The following is a 20,060-nucleotide window of genomic DNA, read 5'->3' on the forward strand; positions in this document are numbered from 1 at the left end:
CTCAGTTCCCCCCGGAATCGCCCTGGTGCTGCGCCTGTCGGGCACGCTCCTGCGGCGAGGGGCCGAAGGTGTCGTCGAGCGCCCGGTTCCACTGGTCGTCGGAGATGCCCAGCGCGTCGTTGAGCATCTCGGACCGCTGACCGCCCTGCCCCTCGGTGAGGACGGCGCGACCGGTGTCCTTCCAGGTCTGCTCCATCTCCTCCCCGGCCTTCTCGAACGACTCGGGGCTCCAGTCCGGGTCGAGGGCGTCCGGCGTGAAGACGTCGCCCCAGTCCTGCCGGGTGATCTCCTCCTCGGAGGCGTGCGGGTTGCCGCCGATCACGGCGTTGACGCCCACCTTCAGCGTGCCCTCGACGTACTGGTCGTGCTCCCACTGGGTGCCCGCCGCCAGACCGAGGCGGTCGGCGATCCCGCTCGCGTCCCGCACCAGGGCGCGCACACCCCACTCCCAGCGCTCGCAGAAGTCCTCGAAGTCGACCGCGAGGCCGTGGTGCCCGGCCTCCATCCCGGTCATCGACAGCTCGGAGAAGCCCTTGCCCATCACCGAACCGGTGGCGCCGCCGAGGTCGCCGAGCTGGTCGATGGTCGCGCCCACGCCCTGCGTGAACTTGACGACGGACGCCTTGTCGAGATTCAGGTCGGCACCGTCACCGCCCATGGCCCCGCACCTCCTCCGCGGCGCCGAGGTCGACGGCGACGGCGTCGGGGACGATGCCGGCGACCGGGGGGAAGAACATCGACGCGTCCTGCGTGGCGATGTCGACCGCGAGGCCGGCGGGCTCGCCCAGGGACGGCACGATCTCGTCCACGATCCGCGCGCCCCGCAGCGCGGCGTACTCCACGGGCCGGTCACCGGGCCCGTGGCGGAGGGCGAACCGGGCCAGCGCCGTCTCGTCGGTGAACCCGCAGATCCACCGCACCCCTCCCGAACGCACCGACCACAGGCCCCCGTCGGCCACCGGCACCAGGAGGATCGATCGCCGCATCTCGCCGACCAGCGCGCGGGGGTCGTCGCCTCCCCTTCTCCGCTCGGCGATCCGCTCGGCGAGTGCCGCCCTTGGCTGCCGCACGCTACCTCCCCGTCCGTCGTGGGTGACTGATGGCACCGTAGAGCAGGACACCCGGCATGGCACGGCCGGTTCCGTGCGGGGGCCGGGCTCCCGGTCCGTCCGCCAGGCGGGCGGCGGTGGCGGTCCGTGGGTGGAGGACGTGACAATCCCGGATCGAGATCATGGAACGGAAAGAACGAGGGGGCACCATGACCACCGCCGACGAGCGGGCGTCCGAGCCGGGAGAGCCGGACGTCACCGAGCGGACCAGGTTGCGGCGCATGCGGCACAAGGGAAGCCACCGGCGGGAGGACCTGGAGGCCGTGCTCGACGCCGGGTTCCTGTGCCATCTCGGGGTCACCGTCGACGGGACCCCGATGGTCGTGCCGACCGTCTACGGCAGGGACGGCGAGCGGCTGTACCTGCACGGGTCGGTCGCGAGCCGGAGCCTGGTGCAGGCGCCCGAACGGGCCGTCTGCGTCACCGTGACGCACGTGGACGGGCTGGTCCTCGCCCGTTCCGTCTTCGAGCACGGCGTCAACTACCGGTCCGCGATGATCTACGGCGTCCCGAGGACGGTCACCGACCCCGAGGAGAAGCTGCGCGGGCTGCGGGCGCTGACCGAGCAGTGCACGCCGGGGCAGTGGGAGTACGCCCGGCAGCCCAGCCGCAAGGAGCTCGCCGCGACCGCGCTGGTCGCGCTCGATCTCGCCGAGGCGTCGGTGAAGACGGCGAGCGGGCCGCCGGACGACGGGGACGGGCCCGACGCGGAACTGGGCCTGTGGGCCGGGGTCCTTCCGGTGGTCACCACGCTGGGGGTACCGGTCGCCGACCCGGTCCTGCCGCCCGGCATCGAGCCGCCGGCCCATGTGGTGGAGCGGACGGGGCAGATCATCGGGGGCGGGGCTCCGGCCTGACGCGTACAGATGCATGGACGGCGTTCGCGCCGCCTCGCGCAGAACCCGTCGGCCGAGCCGCCTCGTGCAGCGCCCCTGCGGCCGCGCCGCCCCGTCCCGCGCCCCGGCGTCCGCCCCGCCCCGCCCGTCCCGCGCCGACCGATCGCGCCGCCCCGCCCTGCCGCGACCTGACGAAGTCGGAGGCGAAGCGGCGGCCCGTCGGCCCCCGCGGGGCGCTCCGGGCCCTGGGGGCGGCGGCGGGGCGTCCCGGGGAGCCGCGCAGTTCCGGAGCGGTACCGCCATCCCGACCGGTCCGTTCGGCCTTCGCCTTTCGGCCCGGGTTTCCCGGAGCCGGGCGTGCACCACCTGATTGCGCACGGTCCCCATATCCGCTCCCGTCCTGTAACGTCGAACACCCAAAAGGGCACCCCGATCTCCGTACCGGGATCGACCATCCGGGGCCGAATGGTTCGGGGCGATCAAAGGATTGACCGACTTTCGATCCGTTGAGTGAGGATGGGTCACATGGGGGGCTTCGCCGACCCGGGCCGCGGTACCCGCGCGGATACGGACTTCTCGTCGCTCGCGGCGCTGATCGGCCAGGACGAGATCTGCGTCGACGTCTACCGCCTGGTGATCAGTGAACCGCGCTGGGGGCTCGCGGAGATCGCCAAGGAGCTCTCCGTCGAGGAAGCCGCGGTCCGGGTCAGCCTGGACAAACTGGCCGAGTTGTCGATGCTCTACCCCACGAAAGACGCGACGGATGTCGCCCCGATAAGTCCCGAAGTCGGACTCGCCGCCTACATTCACCGCCGGGAAACCGAAATCCATTCCCAGCAACTGGAGTTGGCGACAATTCGGGCGGCGACCGCCGAACTCACCGCGATCTACGCCGCCCAGCGCGCCCGGCACGGCAACGCCGGTCTCGAACAGCTCGAAGGCGTCAACGAGGTACGGGCCCGGCTCTCCGAACTCGCCCGGCACGCCGACACCGAGATCCTCGCCTTCATGCCCGGCGGCGCGCAGAGCCCCGAGGCGCTGGAGGCCAGCCGTCCGCTCGACGAGCAGAGCCTGTCCGCCGGCGTGAAGCTCCGGACCATCTATCTGGACAGCGTCCGCAACGACCGGGCCACCACCGAGTACGCCCGCTGGCTCTCCGAACTCGGCGGCGAGATCCGCACCATGCCGTCCCTGCCCCTGCGCATGCTGATCGCCGACCGGTCCGTGGCGCTGCTGCCGGTCAGCCCCGAGGACACGCGCGCGGGAGCGGTGATCCTGCGCGCCCCCGGCGTCGTGACCGCGCTCCTCGCGCTGTTCGAGCTGGTCTGGGAGCGGGCCACACCGCTGCACGGCCGGCAGCGGCCCGCCGCGGGCGCGCCCTCGGAGCAGGAGATCGAGCTGCTCCGGCTGTTGCAGAAGGGGCTCACCGACGAGGTCGCCGCCCGGAAGCTGGGCCTCTCGCTCCGCACCGCCCGCCGGATGATGTCCGCCCTCTCCGCCCGCCTCGGCGCACGCAGCCGCTTCGAGGCCGGTGTCCTGGCCGAGCGGGCCGGCTGGCTCTGAGTCCCTCGGCGGCTCCGAAGCGCCGCGAAGGGTCAGCCGTCATCAGCGCGCATGCCTCTGACGCTTTGTCATCGGAGCCGGGAGGCCCTTTGCTGCCATGGCACCAAGCTGCCCGGAGCGCGGGGACGTACCCCGTGAATCGGCTGGGATTCTCTTCGCCATGTACGCCATCCATCTCGAGGTCCCGTCCGGCGAATTCGGGTCGGCGCGGATCGATCCCGACGATCTGGCCAGAGTCGTCCGCCAGATCTCCAGCTGTCAGGTGGAACACGTCTATCTGCCCCGGCCGCCGGAACCCGATCGGCGCTCCGTCGTCTTCGTCTCCGCCGCCTCCGCCCCCGAGGCGGGGACGGGGGTCCTCGCGGCCGTCCGTTTCCTGCTGCGGCCCCCGTCGCAGCGGGTGCGGGTCGAGCTGAGGATGCCCCGGAAGGGGCGGGATCTCGGGCTCTGCCACGGGATCGTGTGCGTCGTCGACGACCGCGCGCCCTGACGCTGGCCACTTGCAGCCACTGCACCTTGGTGCCAGGAGATTCCCTTGAAGGGCCCCGCGGGCGGCTGACACATTCATGAAGACGCCGCCGGGTCCCGAGAGCGTCGGACTTCCTCAGAGTTTCGCAGGGTCCGCGGCATCCCGCGAGCGCCGCGCATCCCGGGAGTTACGTGCCGCCCGAGAATCCCGCGACATCCGAATCCTCCTGATCCACGACTGGGAAAGGCTCCACGTCTATGAATCCTGGTGCGATTTCCAGCGAATCGCTCGATGATTCGCTCACCCTGCACGAGAACTTCGAGCGGACCGCCGCGCGCTTCCCGGAATCCGTGGCCGTCACCGACGGCCGTACGCGACTGACCTACCGCGAACTCGACGTACGTGCCGAGCGGCTGGCCCGTACGCTGCGGGCGGCCGGCGCCGGGAGGGACCGCCGGGTCGGGCTCTGCGTGGAGCGCGGGACCGATCTCGTCGTCGGAATACTCGGCATCCTCAAGTCCGGTGCCGGATACGTGCCGGTCGACCCGGCCTATCCCGCCGAGCGCCGCGATTTCGTCCTGGCCGCCTGCGACGCGGGCGTCGTCGTCGCGAGCGGTGCCACGGCCGGCCTGCTGGACGGGCAGCGGGTCGTCCTCGTGGACGCCCCCGCCGAGACCGGCCCCGAGGGCGACCGGGCCCCGGCCGGCCACCAGGGCGCGGACGGGTCGAGCCTGGCGTACGTCATCTTCACCTCGGGCTCCACCGGCGAGCCCAAGGGCGTCATGGTCGAACACCGCAACGCGGTCCGGCTCTTCACCGCCACCGAGCCGGTCTTCGGCTTCGACGAGAGTGACGTCTGGAGCGCCTTCCACTCCGCCGCCTTCGACTTCTCCGTCTGGGAGATCTGGGGCGCGCTGCTGCACGGCGGGCGTCTCGTCGTCGTCGGTTCCGACACCGCCCGGGACCCGCGGGCCTTCCACGAGCTGCTGCGCCGCGAGCGGGTGACGGTGCTCAACCAGACGCCGTCGGCGTTCCGCAACCTCGTCCAGGCGGACGAGGCCGCCCCGGCCGACGACCCGCTCAGCCTGCGGTACGTCGTCTTCGGCGGCGAGAAGCTGGACCACCGCGCGCTGACGCCGTGGACCGACCGGCACGGCCTGGAAGCGCCCGCGCTGATCAACATGTACGGCATCACCGAGACCACCGTGCACGTCACCTGGAAGCGGATCTCCGCCGCCGACCTCGCGGGCGACGGCGAGGGCCGCAGCCTGATCGGCGAGCCCCTCGCCGACCTGCGGATCGACGTCGTCGACGAGCGGGGCCGCTCCCTGCCGATCGGCGAGGAGGGCGTCCTCCACGTCTCCGGCGCCGGTGTCGCCCGCGGCTATCTGGACCACCCCGCCCTCACCGCCGAACGGTTCGTCGAAAGGACCGCCGCCGACGGGACCACCGCGCGGTGGTACGACTCCGGCGACCGCGGGGTCCAGATCGCCCCCGGCACCTTCGCCTACGCGGGCCGCGCCGACCGGCAGCTGAAGGTCCGTGGCTACCGCGTCGAGCCCGGGGAGATCGAGGCCGTCCTCACCCGGCACCCCGACGTCCGGGACGCCGTCGTCCTCGCGGCCGACTTCGGCGAGGGCGACCCGCGCCTGGTCGCGTACCCCGTGACCACCGCCGAGCCGGAGCGGCTCGTCGCCGAGCTGAAGGACGCCGTCGCCGACGCGCTTCCGCGCTACATGGCGCCCTCCGCCTACCTCCCGCTGGACGAGCTGCCGGTCACGGTGAACGGCAAGCTCGACGAGGACGGCCTGCGCAAGCGGCTGGAGCTCCGGCTCGCCGCGACGTCGAAGACCGGAACGGGCGCCGTAGCCGGCGACGCGGTCACGGTCGCGGCCGGTTCCGGGGACGAGTCCGTCGAGGACGTCCTGCGTGACGTCTGGACGGAGGTGCTCGGCACCGACGGCATCGCGGACACCGACGAGTTCTTCGACCTCGGCGGCACGTCCTTCTCCCTGATCCACATGCTCAGCGTCGTCAACGAACGGTTCGAGACCGACCTCAACGTCGGGACGCTCGCCGAGGGCGCGAACATCGCCGCCCTCGCCGCCGCCATCCGCAGCCGGCTCGCCCTCACCTCCCGCTAGGAGCACAGCACATGACCACGCACGCCCAGAAGTCCCAGAAGTCCTTCGCCCTCTCCGACGAGGAGCTGGCCACCTTCCACCGGCAGGGGTTCATCGGCCCCTTCACGCTCTACCAGCCCGACGAGATGCGGGAGATCTGGCGCAAGACCCGGCTGCAGATGCTCGACCGCAGCCACGCCGTCTACCCCGACGACGAGCTGTCCGGGGCCACCAACATCTCGAACTACGACCGTCACCTCGACAACGACTTCCTCGCCGCCCACATCGGCAAGCGGGAGATCGTCGAGCGGGTCGCCTCCATCCTCGGCCCGGACGTCATCTGCTGGCGCACCGAGTTCTTCCCCAAGCACCCCGGCGACGAGGGCACCGACTGGCACCAGGCGGACACCTTCGCCAACGCCTCGGGCACGCCGCAGATCCTGTGGCCGGACAACGCCGAGTTCGGCGGGACGATCACCGTCTGGTCCGCGTTCACCGACGCCAAGGTGGAGAACGGCTGCCTGCAGTTCATCCCCGGGACGCATCAGCAGATGAACTACGACGAGACCAAGCGGATGCACTACGACCCGAACTCGATCAACGGGGTCGACAAGGACGGCGTGCGCCGCGGCTTCTTCGGCTACGACTACCGTGAGCTCCAGGTCGACCCGGACTGGAAGCCCGACGAGGACGCCGCCGTCTCGCAGGTCATGGAGCCGGGGCAGTTCATCATCTTCTGGTCGACGCTGATGCACGCGTCCCACCCGCACGAGGGCCTGACCAACGAGATGCGGATGGGCTTCGCCTCCCGGTACGTCCCGTCCTCGGTCTCCGTCTACCCGGGAAGCGACCACATCGAGGAGTACGGCGGCCGGATCAGCCTGGAGCGCTACGGCAGCGTCCTGGTCAACGGCGCCAACAACAACCCCTCCAACCGCATGGTCACCGAGACCACGCGCGGGAAAAAGTTCTGAGATGACCACGACGACCCTGAGCGTGGTGGAGGCGCTGGAACTGTGCCAGCCCCTCCTGGGATCGGCCCGCGAGACGCTGCGCGTGTTCCCCGCGAACGGCCGGGGCGGCGACGCCCTCGGCCCGCGGGACGTCGAGCGGTGCAACGAGGTCCTGGCCGGCATCGGCGCCTCGTACGGGCTGACGGTGCCCCGGTTCGTCTGGCCGGCCCCGGACAAGCCCTCCAGCCTGGAAGTGGCGCTCAGCAACTTCCTCGACCTGGAGCCCGGGGCCTGGCGGCCGGTCGCCGACCGCTCGGGGGAACCGTCCGGCGGCGCGGCGGGCCTGGCCGGGCTCGCCGCCCTCCCCGGCCGCCGCCGGGTCCGGACCGAAGGGCTGCCGTCCTTCGACTCGTTCTCCTCGGGGGCCGCCTCGCCGGACGGCGAGGCCGTCGTCCTCGTCCTGCCCTGCGGCGTCCCGGCCGCCCTGTTCCGCCCCTGGCTGGACGAGCTGTCCCGGGACCGGCAGGTCGTGACGTACGAGAACCCGTACCTCTTCGGCGACTGGGAGTCCCTGGACACCCCGGACGGCGACTTCGGCGAGGAGGTCGCCCTCGTGGGGGCGGTGCTCGCGGAGTACGGCCTGCGGCGGGCGCAGCTGATCGGGATCTGCGGCGGCGCCCCCGTGGCGCTCGCGGCGGCCGCCGAGTTCGGGGACCGGGTGGAGACCCTGACCGTCCTCCACCCCGACCTGAACTTCGGCGAGGGGGTCATGCGCACCCCGTTCCAGAAGCAGTTCCAGGGCCTGCTCGCCGGCGCGGCCTCCGGCCACCGCCGGGCCCGGGAGGTGCTCGACCTGTTCCTCGACCCGAACATGCTGTTCGGCGTGCCGACCCGGCTGGCGCCCTACGTCCTCTATCCGTACGGCGACCTGGAGCTGTTCCACCGGTACGCCCGGCTGAACAACGCGCTCATGGCGTACGACGCGAACGAGTCCGCGCGCCGGATCGGGCAACGGGTGCTCATCGCCACCAGCCGTACCGACCGGATGACCCACCCGGAGACGGCCCACCACTTCCACGGGCTCGTGGCGGGGGCGGCCAGGGTCGCGGAGCGGGAGTCCGGCAGCCATCACGACGTCCTGATCCCGGACCAGGAGATCTACGCCATGATCCGGGAGTTCGTCGGCGGTGGTGCGTGAGCGCCGAGGCGGAGCCGGAGCGGGGCCCGGGGGCGGAGCGCGTGGCCGTGGTCACCCATGTGACGCGCTACGCCGGGCCCGGCTGCGTCGAGGCCCTGCGCAAGGCCGGCTACACCGTGCTCTGCCACGACGAGACCTTCCTCGACGAGGCCGCGCGGACCGCGTACGAGGACGGCCGCGACGGGGCGGTGGCCTCCCCGGCCAGGACCGCGACCGGCGCGGTCGGGCAGGCCGTGAAGCGGTACGGGCGGCTCGACCTGGTCGTCAGCAACGACGTCCACCCGGCCCGCTACCTGCCGGTCGACCAGGCCGATCCGGCGGAGCTGCGGCAGGCGGCGGAAGCGCTGCTCGTCACTCCGGCGGCGGTCCTCGCCAAGGCCGCCGCGCACATGAAGCGCCGGGGCGGCGGACACATCGTGCTGATGACCTCCGCGGCCCCGCTGCGGCCCGAGGCGGGGTTCTCGACGTACAGCTCGCTGCGGGCCGGAGCCTCCGCCTACGCGCGGGCGGCGGCCCGGGAACTGGCGCCGCACGGCGTCACCGTGCACGCCGTCGCGCCGAACTTCCTGCGCAGCGAGACCTACTACCCGCCCGAGCTGTGGGAGACGGAGGAGGGCCGGGCCCGGCTGCGAGACCTGCTGCCCGCCGGCCGCCTCGGTACGGCGGAGGAGATCGGCGACCTGGTGGTCTTTCTGGGCAGCGGCTCCGCCGACTTCCTCACCGGCGACGTCCTGCACTTCACGGGCGGCTGGATGTAGCACCGCCGGGCCCTGACCGCCCGAGCCCCGCGCCCGGCCCCGTCACCCGTCCGACCGATCCGCCCGAACCGATCAGAAGGAGAGTCCCGCTGTGAGTGCTCGGCAGACAGCACCCGAGGAGAGCGAGGTCACGCCCGGGCAGAGCCTGGTGGAGCAGGCCCTCGTCGAGATCTGGAAGACCACGCTCGACCGGCCGTCGGTCGGTCTCGACGACGACTTCTTCGCCACCGGGGGCGACTCCCTGCTCGCCCTGGTCACGATCGAGCAGATCAACCAGCGCCTTGGCTGGTCCCTCAACATGGGCGACCTGCTGCGCCACCGGACCATCCGGGCCCTGAGCGCCCACAAGGCGCTGCTCCAGGCCGCCAACACCGAGCGGTCGGTGATCCGGATGAGCAACCAGGGCTCCCGCACGCCGCTGCTGTTCATCCACCCCGGTCTCGGTCTGGTCGACGGATACGCCCGGCTCGTACGGCTCCTGGGGACGGACCGCGGGTGCTTCGGTCTCCAGTCCCCGCACATCAGCGCGGTGGACGTGCCGGACGACATGCGGGCGATCGCGGAGCAGTACGCGGACCTCATCGAGGACGAGTTCGGCGAGGACGACTTCCACCTCGTGGGCGCCTGCGCCGGCGGCGTGATCGGCTACGAGATCGCCCGGATCGCCGAGGAACGCGGGCTCGGCCTGCGCAAGCTGGTGATCGTCGACGGCTACCTCGACGGCTCGGCCGACCCCGGGGACGCGGAGGACGAGGCCGCCCGGCTCGTCGAGTTCCGCGACGACGTCCTGCGGGTCGTCGACCCGCACACCACGCACCCGCCGCTCGCCCCGGCCGACGCTACCCGGGAGGGCGTCTACCGGGAGATCACCACCGTGCTGTTCGGGGCCGAGGCCGCCGGCGCGGGGGCGGCCACCCGGTTCGCCGAGCGCCTCCACAAGGCGTTCCGCACCACCGCCCGCGCCCTGGAGACCCACCGCCCCGAGCCGCTCGACATCGACGCGCTGATGCTCCTGGCGAAGGACAACGAGACGCTGCCGCACTGGCGGTCGGTGATCACGGGCGAGCTGACGACCGAGGTCATGGACTCCGACGAGCACGGGGTGCGGCTCTGCGTGACGGACGCGGCGCACATCGCCGCACGCATCGACGACTTCGTGGGCGAGGGATAGGGCGACATGGACCAGCCGAGCAGCAACCCCTTCGAGGACGAGTCGGGCGTGTACCGCGTCCTGGCCAACGAGGCCGGCGAGCACTCGCTCTGGCCCGACGCCGTCGCGGTCCCGCGGGGCTGGGACACCGTCTTCGGCCCCGACGCCCGGGCCGCCTGCCTCGGGTATGTCGAGGAGCACTGGACCGCGCTCGCGCCGGCGGGCTCGCCGGGAAGGGACGGCCGCTCATGACCGCGCGGACGGAGAGCCCCGCCGGGCCCGGCGCCACCTGGACCTCCGGACTCGTCGCCCGGTTCGAGGAGCAAGTGGCCCTGGACCCGTCGGCGGTCGCCGTACGCGGGGAGGGCGCCGCCCTCACGTACGAGGAGGTGAACGAGCGGGCCAACCGCGTCGCGCACTGGCTGATCGACCGGGGGATCGGCCCCGAGGACACCGTCGCCGTCGCCCTGCCCTCCTCGCCGGACCTGGTCGCCGCCCTCCTCGGCACGCTCAAGGCCGGCGCGATGTACCTCCCGCTCGACCCCGGATATCCGACCGAGCGCCTCGCCTACATGACGGCCGACGCCCGCCCGCGCGCCCTGATCACGACCACCGCGATCGCCCCCGGCCTGGGCCCCGTCGACCCCTCCACCGCCCTGCTCGCCCCCTCCACCGGCCTTCTCCGGGGGAGCGAGGCGGCCGGGAACCCGGTGGACCGCCGCCCGGGCCCCGGCCAGGGGGCGTACACCATCTACACCTCCGGTTCGACGGGCCGCCCCAAGGGTGTGGTCGTCACCCACCGCTCGCTGGCCAACTTCCTGGCCTTCATGTCCGCGCACCATGGCGTGCACCCCGGGGACGTGGTGCTGTCCACCACCCCGATCTCCTTCGACATCGCGGGGCTCGAGCTCTACGTCCCCCTGGTCAACGGCGCCACGCTCCACCTCGTCCCGCGCGCGACCGCCGTCGACGGCGCCGCCCTGCGCCGCCGCCTCGCCGAGGCCCGGCCCACCCTGGTCCAGGGCACCCCCGCCCTGTGGCAGCTGCTCCGGGAGGCAGGCTGGACACCGGCCGACGTTCCCGCCGGGACCCGGCTGCTGTGCGGCGGCGAGGCGCTGCCGAAGGACCTGGCCGACTTCCTGTCCGCCGACGGCCACGCCGAGGTGTGGAACCTCTACGGCCCCACCGAGACGACCATCTGGTCCCTGGTGGCCCCCGTGCGCCCGGGCCGGCCGGTCACCATCGGCACGCCGATGTGGAACACCGGAGTCCATGTCCTGGACGAGCGCCTGGCGCCCGTGGCGCCCGGCGAGCCCGGCGAGCTGTACCTCTCGGGCGACGGCCTGGCGCGCGGCTACCACGGCCGGCCCGCGCTCACCGCCGAGCGGTTCGTGGCCTGCCCGTCCGGCCCTCCCGGCACCCGGATGTACCGCACCGGAGACGTCGTACGCCGCCGCGCCGACGGAGCGCTGGACTTCCTCGGCCGGGTCGACGAGCAGGTCAAGATCCACGGCTACCGCATCGAGCTGGGCGAGATCGAGGAGGCGCTGCGCCGCCTGCCCGAGGTCGCCCAGGCACGCGTCGTCGTCCGCGAGGACGCGCCCGGCGCCGGCGGGGAGGACCGCGCCCCCGGCAGCCGCCACCTCGCCGGCTACGTCGTCCCCGCCCCCGGGCACACCCCCGAGCCGGCCGCCCTGCGCGACGCGCTGCGCGCCTGGCTGCCCGCGCACATGGTCCCCGCCGGCATCGCCGTCCTCGACCGCTTCCCGCTCACCCCGGCCGGCAAGGTGGACCGCAAGGCCCTGCCCGCGCTGGAGTTCGCGCACTCCACCCCGTACCGCGCACCCGACACCGACCGCGAGCGGGCCGTCGTGGACCTCTTCCGGGAGGTGCTGCGCGTGGCCCGGGTCGGCGCCGACGACAGCTTCTTCGACCTCGGCGGCAACTCGCTGCTCGCCACCCGCCTCGTCGCCCGCTTCCGCTCCGCCCTCGCCGTCGAACTCCCCCTGCGCGCCGTCTTCGAGGACCGCACCCCCGCCGCTCTCGCCCGGCGACTCGACGGCGGCGCACCCGCCCGCCCCGCGCCCGGCGTGCGGGAGCGCGGCGCCCGCGTGCCCGTGTCGTACGCCCAGCAGCGCCTGTGGTTCCTGCACCGCCTGGAAGGACCCAGCGCCACCTACAACCTGCCCATCGCCGTCCGCCTCACCGGAGAGCCGGACCTCGACGCCCTGCGCGCGGCCGTCGACCACCTGCTCGTACGGCACGAGAGCCTGCGGACGTACTTCGCCGAAGGGCCGTCGGGCGCCGAGCAGATCGTCGTCCCGGCCGGCGAGGCGCGGGTCGAGATCACCCTCCACGACGTGTCCGAGGACGCCTTGCGCGCGGCGGTCGACCGGGCCGCCGGGCACCTCTTCGACCTGGCCGCCGACATCCCGGTCCGCGTCGACCTCTTCCGCACCGGCCCCCGCGACCACGTCCTGCTGCTGTGCATCCACCACATCGCCAGTGACGGCTGGTCCCTCGCCCCGCTCGTGAAGGACCTGTCCGACGCCTACACCGCCCACCGCGCCGGCACCGCCCCGGACGCCCCCGCGCTCGGCGTGCAGTACGTCGACTACACCCTCTGGCAGCGCGAGCTGCTCGGCTCCGCCGACGACCCCGGCTCCACGATGTCCCAACAGCTCGCCTACTGGCGCGAGCGGCTCGCGGGCGCCCCCGCCCTCCTCGACCTGCCCACCGACCGGCCGCGCCCCGCGCTCGCCACCTTCCGCGGGGACGTCGTCCGCTTCGACGTGCCCGCCGCGCTCACCGAACGGCTCCAGACGCTCGCCCGACGCGAACACGCCAGCCTCTTCATGGTGCTCCAGGCGGCGGCCGCGACCCTGCTGACCAAGCTCGGCGCGGGCACCGACATCCCCCTCGGCTCCCCGCTCGCCGGCCGCGCCGACAGCGCCCTCGACGACCTCGTCGGCTTCTTCGTGAACACGCTGGTCCTGCGCACCGACACCTCCGGCAACCCCGCCTTCACCGAACTCCTCGCCCGGGTCGGAGCGTCGAACCTCGGCGCGTACGAGCACCAGGACCTGCCCTTCGAGTACCTCGTCGAGGTCCTCGACCCGGCCCGCACCACCAGCCACCACCCGCTGTTCCAGGTCATGCTGGTGCTCCAGAACAACATCGAGCCCGACTGGCGGCTCGCCGGCCTCGCCGCCGTCCACGAGACCGTGCCCACGCACACCTCCAAGTTCGACCTGACGATCGAGCTGACCGAGCGCTTCGCGCCCGACGGACGTCCCGGCGGCCTGCGCGGCGAGATCGAGTACGCCACCGACCTCTTCGACCGGGAGACCGTCGAACGGCTCGCCCGCCGGTTCCTGCGCGTCCTCGACACGGTCGCCGCCGACCCCGACCGCCGCCTGGACGCCATCGACCTCCTCGACGAGGAGGAGCGCGCCACGCTGCTCGACGGGTGGAACGCCACCGCGCTCGACCTGCCCGACACGACCTTCCCCGCCCTCTTCGAGGCCCAGGTCGCCCGCACCCCCGACGCGCTCGCCCTCGTCCACGAGGACACCGAACTCGGCTACGCCGACCTCGACCGGCAGGCCAACCGCATCGCCCACTGGCTGATCGCCCACGGCATCGGCCGGGACGACGTCGTCGGGCTCTCCCTGCGCCGCTCGCCCGAGCTGCTCGCCTGCCTCCTCGGCATCCTCAAGGCCGGCGGCGTCTACCTCCCGCTCGACCCCGACTACCCCTCCGACCGGCTCGCGTTCATGGTCGAGGACACCCGGCCCAAGGCGCTCCTGACCACCGGCGACCTGCTCGCCAAGCTGCCCCCCGAGGCGGCCGACGTGCTCCGGCTCGACCTCGCCGACCCGGACGTACGCGCCGGGCTGGCCGCGCTTCCCGGCCACGCCCCCACCGACGCGGAGCGGCGCGCCCCGCTGCGGCCCGAGGACCTCGCGTACGTCATCTACACCTCGGGCTCCACCGGCCGGCCCAAGGGCGTCGCCGTCACCCACCGCGGCATCCCCAACCTGGCCCGCGGCTACATCGAGCGGTTCCGGCTCGACGCCGGCTCCCGCTTCCTGCAGTTCTCCTCGATCAACTTCGACCCGACGTTCTGCGAGATGTGCTGCACCCTCCTCGCGGGCGCGGCCGTCATCCTGACCTCCCCCGAGGAACTGCTCTCCCCGGACCGCCAGCGCGCCCTGACCGCCCGCTTCCGGCCCACCCACATCACCTTCTCGCCGACGATCCTCGGCTCCATGGCCGAGGACGCCCTCACGGACGTGCCGCACCTCATGGTGGCCGGCGAGGCCTGCCCGCCCGGGCTCGCCGCGACCTGGTCGCACGGGCGCACGATGATCAACGCCTACGGCCCGACCGAGGCGACCGTCGACTCCCTGTACTGGGAGTGCGGCAGCGCGGGCCCGGAGTTCGAGGCCGACTCGGTGCCGGTGGGCCGCCCGCTGCCCAACACCCGCGTGTACGTCCTGGACGCCGCGCTGCGGCCGGTCCCCCCGGGCGTCACCGGCGAGCTCTACCTCGCGGGGCACGGACTGGCCCGCGGCTACCTCAACCGCCCCGGCCTGACCGCCGAACGGTTCGTCGCCTGCCCCTACGGTCCGCCCGGCGGCCGCATGTACCGCACCGGCGACCTCGCGAAGTGGCGCACGCTCCCCTCCGGCCAGGGCGTCGTGGACTTCGTCGGACGCGCCGACGACCAGGTCAAGATCCGCGGCATGCGCATCGAACCCGGCGAGATCGAGGCCGTCCTCGACACCCACGAACGCGTCGCCCAGTCGGTCGTCGTCGTCCGCGAGGACACCCCCGGCCACCAACAGCTCGTCGGCTACGTCGTACCGAGGACGTCCGACGCGGCCGGCCGCGCCCGGGCCGGGCTCGCCGACGACATCGCGCACGTCGACAGGTGGCTGGAGATCCACGAGCAGGGCTACAGCGAGCAGGAGGACCTGGGCGTCGAACAGGACTTCACCGGCTGGAACAGCAGCTACGACAACCGGCCCATCCCGCTGCCGGAGATGCGCGAGTGGCAGGCCGCCACCGTCGGCCGCGTCCTCGGCCTGAGGCCCCGCCACGTCCTGGAGGTCGGCGTCGGCTCCGGGCTCGTCCTGTGGCAGGTCGCCCCGCACGTGGAGACGTACACGGGCGTCGACTTCTCGCCCTCCCTCATCCAGACCCTCGGTGCCCGGGTGAAGGAGTCGGACGCGCTGCGCGACCGGGTCGTGCTGCGCAGCCTCGCCGCCCACGAGATCGGCGACCTGGCCGGCCGGCGCTTCGACACCGTCGTCGTCAACTCGGTCGCCCAGTACTTCCCCAGCGTCGCCTACCTGGTCGACGTCCTCAGGCAGGCCATGGAACTGCTGGAGCCGGGCGGCCGGATCTTCCTCGGCGACATCCGCCATCTGCGGCTGCTCCACCCCTTCCTCACCGCGACCGCCCTGCACGGCGGCGCCCACGCGGACGACCCGGTCACCGCCGTACGCGACCTGGTCGACCACACCGTGCGGCTGGAGGGCGAACTCCTGCTGGATCCGGCGTTCTTCAGCCGGATCGCCGAGGAGATCGAGGACGTCACGGGCGTCGACATCCAGCTCAAGCGCGGCCACTTCCGCAACGAACTGACCGACTTCCGCTACGAGGTCGTCCTGCACAAGCGGGGCGCCGCACTCGTCTCCGTACGCGACGCGGAGGAGCTGGCCTGGCAGGATGCCACCGGCCCGGACGGACCGGACACGGCGGGTCTGGACGCTTCGGACGCCACCGGCCCGGACGGCCCCGGTACCGCGGGCCTCGACGCCCTGCGGGACCGGCTGGAGCGCACGCGCCCGGCCGTGCTCCGCGTCACCGGCATCCCCAATCACCGGGTCGCCGCCGAGGTGGAGGCCGCGCGCCTGATGCGCACCGAACAGTCCGCCCGCGTGCGCGACCTGGGCCTCGCCACCCGCGCCCGCCCCGGCGTCGACCCCGAGGCCGTCCACGCGCTGGCCGGGCGGCTCGGCTACACCGCCCGGCTGACCTGGACGGACACCCCGGGGGGCGACCGCTTCGACGCGGTCCTGCTCGCCGGGGACACCGCCCACCCGCTGCTGACGGACCTCTACGTCCCCCGGGCGTCCGACGGCCGGTCGCTGTACGACCACGGCAACGACCCGCGTGCGCAGGACCACGGCCGCGCCCTCGCCCTGGACGTCCGGCGCCACGCGGCCCGGACCCTCCCGGAGCACATGGTGCCCGCGGCCGTCGTCCCCCTCGACACGCTCCCGCTCACCCCCAACGGCAAGCTCGACACCCGCCGCCTGCCGGCACCGGACTTCACCCCCCGGGCCGCCCGGCCGCCGCGCACCGCACAGGAGATCACCCTCGCCCGCCTCTTCGCCGAGGTCCTCGGCCTGGAGACAGTCGGCGTCGACGACCGCTTCTTCGACCTCGGCGGCGACTCCATCCGCTCCATCCAGCTGGTCAGCCGGGCCCGGGCCGAAGGGTTCGTGATCACACCCCGGGACGTCTTCCGGCACCAGACCGTGGAGACGCTGATCGCCCACGCCGGCCGGCAGACCGCCACCTCCGCCCCGGACACGACGGAGGCGGCAGAACTGCCCTTCTGGCACAAGGTGCTGGAGACCCCCGACCCGGCGTACGGGACACCGGGCGGCGTCCGGGCCGAGTCGGTCCGCGTGCTCCCGGCGGACCTCGCGGAGGCGCTGCTGGGCGCCCTGCCGCGGATGTTCCACGCCCGGCCCGCGGACATCGCGCTCGCCGCCCTCGCCCCGGCGCTCATCGAGTGGCGCGGGCGGAGGATCCCCGAGGCCCTGTCGGCGCTCCGCGTCGACCTCGCGACGCCGTCGGTCCCCGACCCGGTCCCGGTCCGGCTCACCCCCGGCCTGGCCGACCTCGACCGGAGCCTGACCGACCCGCGCGCCCTCGCCCGCGCCCTGAAGCGGGTCAAGGAGCAGGTCAGGGCGCTGCCGGACGAAGGCCGCCGGCACGCCGCACTGCGCCGGGCGAGCGCGGACGCAACCGGGCCGGAAGGGGTGTTCGCGCCCTCGCAGGTCTGCTTCCGCTACGACGTGGACGCCGCGCCGGCCCCGTACCCCCTCCTGCTCGACGTCCGGCGGCGCGAGGACGGCGGGGCCGAGGCCGTCTGGCGGTGGGACACGGCGCTCTTCCCGGAGCAGGACGTCGCCGCGCTCGCCGAGCGGTGGACCGGGCTGCTCGCCGGCCTCGCCGGGCTCACCGACCACCCGGATCTCGGCGGGCTCACCCCTTCCGACGTGACGCTCCTGCCGCTCAAGCAGTCCACCCTCACCGCACTTGAGCGGACCTACCCCGGCCTCCAGGACGTCCTCCCGCTCGCCCCGCTCCAGCAGGGCCTGCTGCTGCACGCCATCGCCGCCGACCCGGAGAAGGGCGACGACCCCTACCAGGGGCAGACCCTCTTCGACCTGGAGGGCCCCCTCGACCCCGACCGGCTGCGGCACGCCGCGCACGGCCTCCTGGCCCGCCACGCCAACCTGCGGGCGAGCTTCGCCGTACGCGGCCTGGAGACACCCGTCCAGGTGGTGCGGGACGCCGTCGAGCCGCCCTGGAGCTTCCACGACCTCTCCGGGCTCACCCCCGGCGGGCAGGCCGCGGCGGCGGACCGGATCGTCGCCGAGGACGCGGCGCTCCGCTTCGACCTGGCGGCCGGCCCCATGCTCCGCTTCTCCCTGCTGCGCTTCTCCGACACCCGCCACCAGCTGCTCGTGGCGGACCACCACATCCTCCTCGACGGCTGGTCCATGCCCGTCGTCTGGCAGGACCTGTTCGACCTGTACGCGGGCCGCGCCGCCGACCTGCCGCCGGTCACCCCTTTCCGCGCCTACCTCGCCTGGCTGGCACGCCAGGACCGCCAGGGCGCGCTCGACGCCTGGCGGGAGTACCTCGCGGGCGTCGGGGGGCCGACCCTTGTCGGCCACCCCGGCCTCGCCTCCCACGTCCTGCCCGTCACCACCACCGCCGTCCTCCCGGCGGCACTGACCCGGGACCTGGAGCGGGCCTGCGCCCGCCTCGGCGTCACCCTGAACACCGCGCTCCAGGCGGCCTGGGGCATCCAGCTGGGCCGGCTCACCGGCACCACCGACGTGGTCTTCGGCACCACTGTCTCGGAGCGTCCGGCCGAGATCGACAACATCGAGTCCGTCGTCGGCCTGCTCATCAACACCGTGCCCCTCCGAGTGCGTTCGCAGCCCGGCGAGCCGCTCCGCGAGACCCTGCGGCGGGTCCAGTCCGCCCAGCTGGAGGTGTTCCCGCACCGCCATCTCGGCCTGACCGAGATCCAGCGGCTGGCCGGGGCGGGCGAAATCTTCGACGCGTACTACGTCTTCCAGAACTACCCTGACCAGACCGGCCCGTCCGCCGGTGCCGACGGGCCGCGCGTGCGCGAGCGGACCCAGGGCGCCAAGGGCGTCTCCCACTATCCGCTCGGCATCACGGTCATCCCGGGGGAGCGGCTGGAGATCCTGTTCGGCCACCACCCCGACCTGTTCGACCGGCGACGGATCGACACCATCAAGGAATCCCTCATCGACATCATCGAAGCGATCGCGGGGGAGGGGCCGGCGTGAAGAACCTGCTGACGCTCGTCCGTGAACTGCCCATCGCCGTCCGGATCCTGCTGCTGTGCGCCATGGCGCGCTCGGTCAGCTTCTTCGGCATCCTGGCCTATCTGCCGATCTACCTGAACGACTCGCTGGACATGAACGGCGCCACCGTCGGCTACGTCCTCGGCGTGTGCCTGCTCGTGGGCACGATGGTGAGCGTCTACGGCGGCTACCTCGCCGACCGGTTCGTGAAGGTCCACTTCATGATCGTCCTGGACGTCGTGCTGACCGTGCTCTACGCCGCTCTTCCGATGGTCGGCTCCCCGCTCCTGGTCGTCGGCATCCTGCTCGTCGCCAACACCGCCTCCTCCTCGATGAGCGTCACCGCCAACGCGCTCCTCGCCGACCTGCTGCCCTCGGAGAACCGGGCGAAGGTCTTCTCGCTGCGCTACTCCCTGCAGAACATCGGCGCCGCCGTCGGGCCGTTCCTCGGCGTGTGGACCGTGCAGGCAGGAACGGGAGGCCCGTTCCTGCTGGCCGCCGGCGTCATCTTCGCGGCCCTGCTGCCCCTGGTGATCTATCGCAGGCTGTTCACGGCGACCGACGCGCCCGAGGACCGGCCCGCCGACGCCGCCGCCTCCGACGAGGAGTCGATGAACTTCCGGGAGGTCCTGCGGGTCATGCGGGCCGACCGCCGGCTCGGACTCTTCACCCTCGGCGGCATCCTCAGCATCGTCGTCTACGGGCCCCTGCTGACCTACATGTCGCAGTACCTGGTCCTCGTCGAGTCCCGCGACTCCGCCTACCGGCTCGTCGCCTACATCTCGGCCGCCAACGCGATCGTCGTCATCTCCACGCAGTACGTCATCGGCAGCCGGCTGAAGGAGAAGACGCTGCTGCGCTGGCTGACCTGGGGGACCGGGGCGTTCGTCCTCGGACTCATCGGCATGGCCCTGTCGACGGAAGCGTGGATCATCGTCGCCGCGATCGTCGTCTTCACCATCGGCGAGGTCATCGTCGTGCCGGCCGAGTACATGTTCATCGACGCCATCGCCCCGAGCAATCTGCGCGGCAGCTACTTCGGCGCCCAGAACCTCGTCCACATCGGTGTGGCCATCGGCCCGATCATCTGCGGATTCCTCCTCGTCCACGCCTCCCCGGCCGCGATGTTCGCCGCGCTGATCGCCCTGGTGATCGCCGGCTGGTGGTTCTACGTCCTCGGCTGCCGGGCCGCCGTCCCCCCGACGGCCACCGCCGGCCTCCCCGACGCCCGGAAAGTGAACCCGTGAGGT

General features: G+C 73.0%; 13 protein-coding genes. 11 read left to right on the plus strand and 2 right to left on the minus strand.

Translation table 11 applies throughout. From position 1 onward, the window contains the following. Position 1: 1 nt before the first annotated feature. Together ACZ68P_RS10015 and ACZ68P_RS10020 are read right to left on the minus strand one after the other, a co-directional pair. Positions 2-658: a hypothetical protein gene (locus ACZ68P_RS10015; protein ID WP_471004686.1), complete on the minus strand. Its 657-nt coding sequence runs from the start codon at positions 656-658 to the stop codon at positions 2-4. Next, positions 648-1,070, minus strand: a complete 423-nt coding sequence (locus ACZ68P_RS10020; RefSeq protein WP_471004688.1) for a hypothetical protein — start codon at positions 1,068-1,070, stop codon at positions 648-650. The genes ACZ68P_RS10015 and ACZ68P_RS10020 overlap by 11 nt, the downstream gene beginning before the upstream one ends. Positions 1,071-1,258: 188 nt before the next feature. Between ACZ68P_RS10020 and ACZ68P_RS10025 the strand changes: the two genes are divergently transcribed. From ACZ68P_RS10025 to ACZ68P_RS10075, 11 genes are all read left to right on the plus strand, one after another. Next, positions 1,259-1,966, plus strand: coding sequence for a pyridoxamine 5'-phosphate oxidase family protein (locus ACZ68P_RS10025; RefSeq protein WP_471004690.1), 708 nt, complete (start codon positions 1,259-1,261; stop codon positions 1,964-1,966). 504 nt (positions 1,967-2,470) lie between these two features. After that, entirely contained in the window at positions 2,471-3,508 is a 1,038-nt protein-coding gene (locus tag ACZ68P_RS10030) for a helix-turn-helix transcriptional regulator (protein ID WP_471004692.1), read from the plus strand. A gap of 160 nt (positions 3,509-3,668) precedes the next feature. After that, positions 3,669-3,998, plus strand: a complete 330-nt coding sequence (locus tag ACZ68P_RS10035; protein ID WP_471004694.1) for a hypothetical protein — start codon at positions 3,669-3,671, stop codon at positions 3,996-3,998. A 236-nt stretch (positions 3,999-4,234) separates the two neighbouring features. Continuing rightward, positions 4,235-6,121, plus strand: a complete 1,887-nt coding sequence (locus ACZ68P_RS10040) for an amino acid adenylation domain-containing protein (RefSeq protein ID WP_471004696.1) — start codon at positions 4,235-4,237, stop codon at positions 6,119-6,121. Between the two features lie 11 nt (positions 6,122-6,132). Next, the gene (locus ACZ68P_RS10045) at positions 6,133-7,074 is read left to right on the plus strand and encodes a chlorinating enzyme (protein WP_471004698.1); all 942 of its coding nucleotides are present in this window, start codon (positions 6,133-6,135) and stop codon (positions 7,072-7,074) included. A gap of 1 nt (position 7,075) precedes the next feature. After that, on the plus strand, positions 7,076-8,251 hold the full coding sequence (locus ACZ68P_RS10050; RefSeq protein WP_471004700.1) for an alpha/beta fold hydrolase: 1,176 nt from the start codon (positions 7,076-7,078) through the stop codon (positions 8,249-8,251). After that, positions 8,248-9,009 (plus strand): SDR family oxidoreductase, encoded by a 762-nt coding sequence (locus ACZ68P_RS10055; protein ID WP_471004702.1) that lies wholly within the window; start codon positions 8,248-8,250, stop codon positions 9,007-9,009. Before ACZ68P_RS10050 ends, ACZ68P_RS10055 begins: the two co-directional genes overlap by 4 nt. Positions 9,010-9,100: 91 nt before the next feature. Beyond that, on the plus strand, positions 9,101-10,180 hold the full coding sequence (locus ACZ68P_RS10060) for a thioesterase domain-containing protein (RefSeq protein ID WP_471004704.1): 1,080 nt from the start codon (positions 9,101-9,103) through the stop codon (positions 10,178-10,180). 6 nt (positions 10,181-10,186) lie between these two features. Continuing rightward, a complete protein-coding gene (locus tag ACZ68P_RS10065) occupies positions 10,187-10,411 on the plus strand; it encodes an MbtH family protein (protein ID WP_365712784.1) in 225 nt (74 codons plus the stop codon). Continuing rightward, positions 10,408-18,792: an amino acid adenylation domain-containing protein gene (locus ACZ68P_RS10070; RefSeq protein ID WP_471004706.1), complete on the plus strand. Its 8,385-nt coding sequence runs from the start codon at positions 10,408-10,410 to the stop codon at positions 18,790-18,792. The genes ACZ68P_RS10065 and ACZ68P_RS10070 overlap by 4 nt, the downstream gene beginning before the upstream one ends. Continuing rightward, entirely contained in the window at positions 18,789-20,057 is a 1,269-nt protein-coding gene (locus tag ACZ68P_RS10075; RefSeq protein ID WP_471004708.1) for an MFS transporter, read from the plus strand. The genes ACZ68P_RS10070 and ACZ68P_RS10075 overlap by 4 nt, the downstream gene beginning before the upstream one ends. Positions 20,058-20,060 lie beyond the last annotated feature (3 nt).

The organism is Streptomyces sp. NPDC036822 (genome assembly GCF_055609145.1).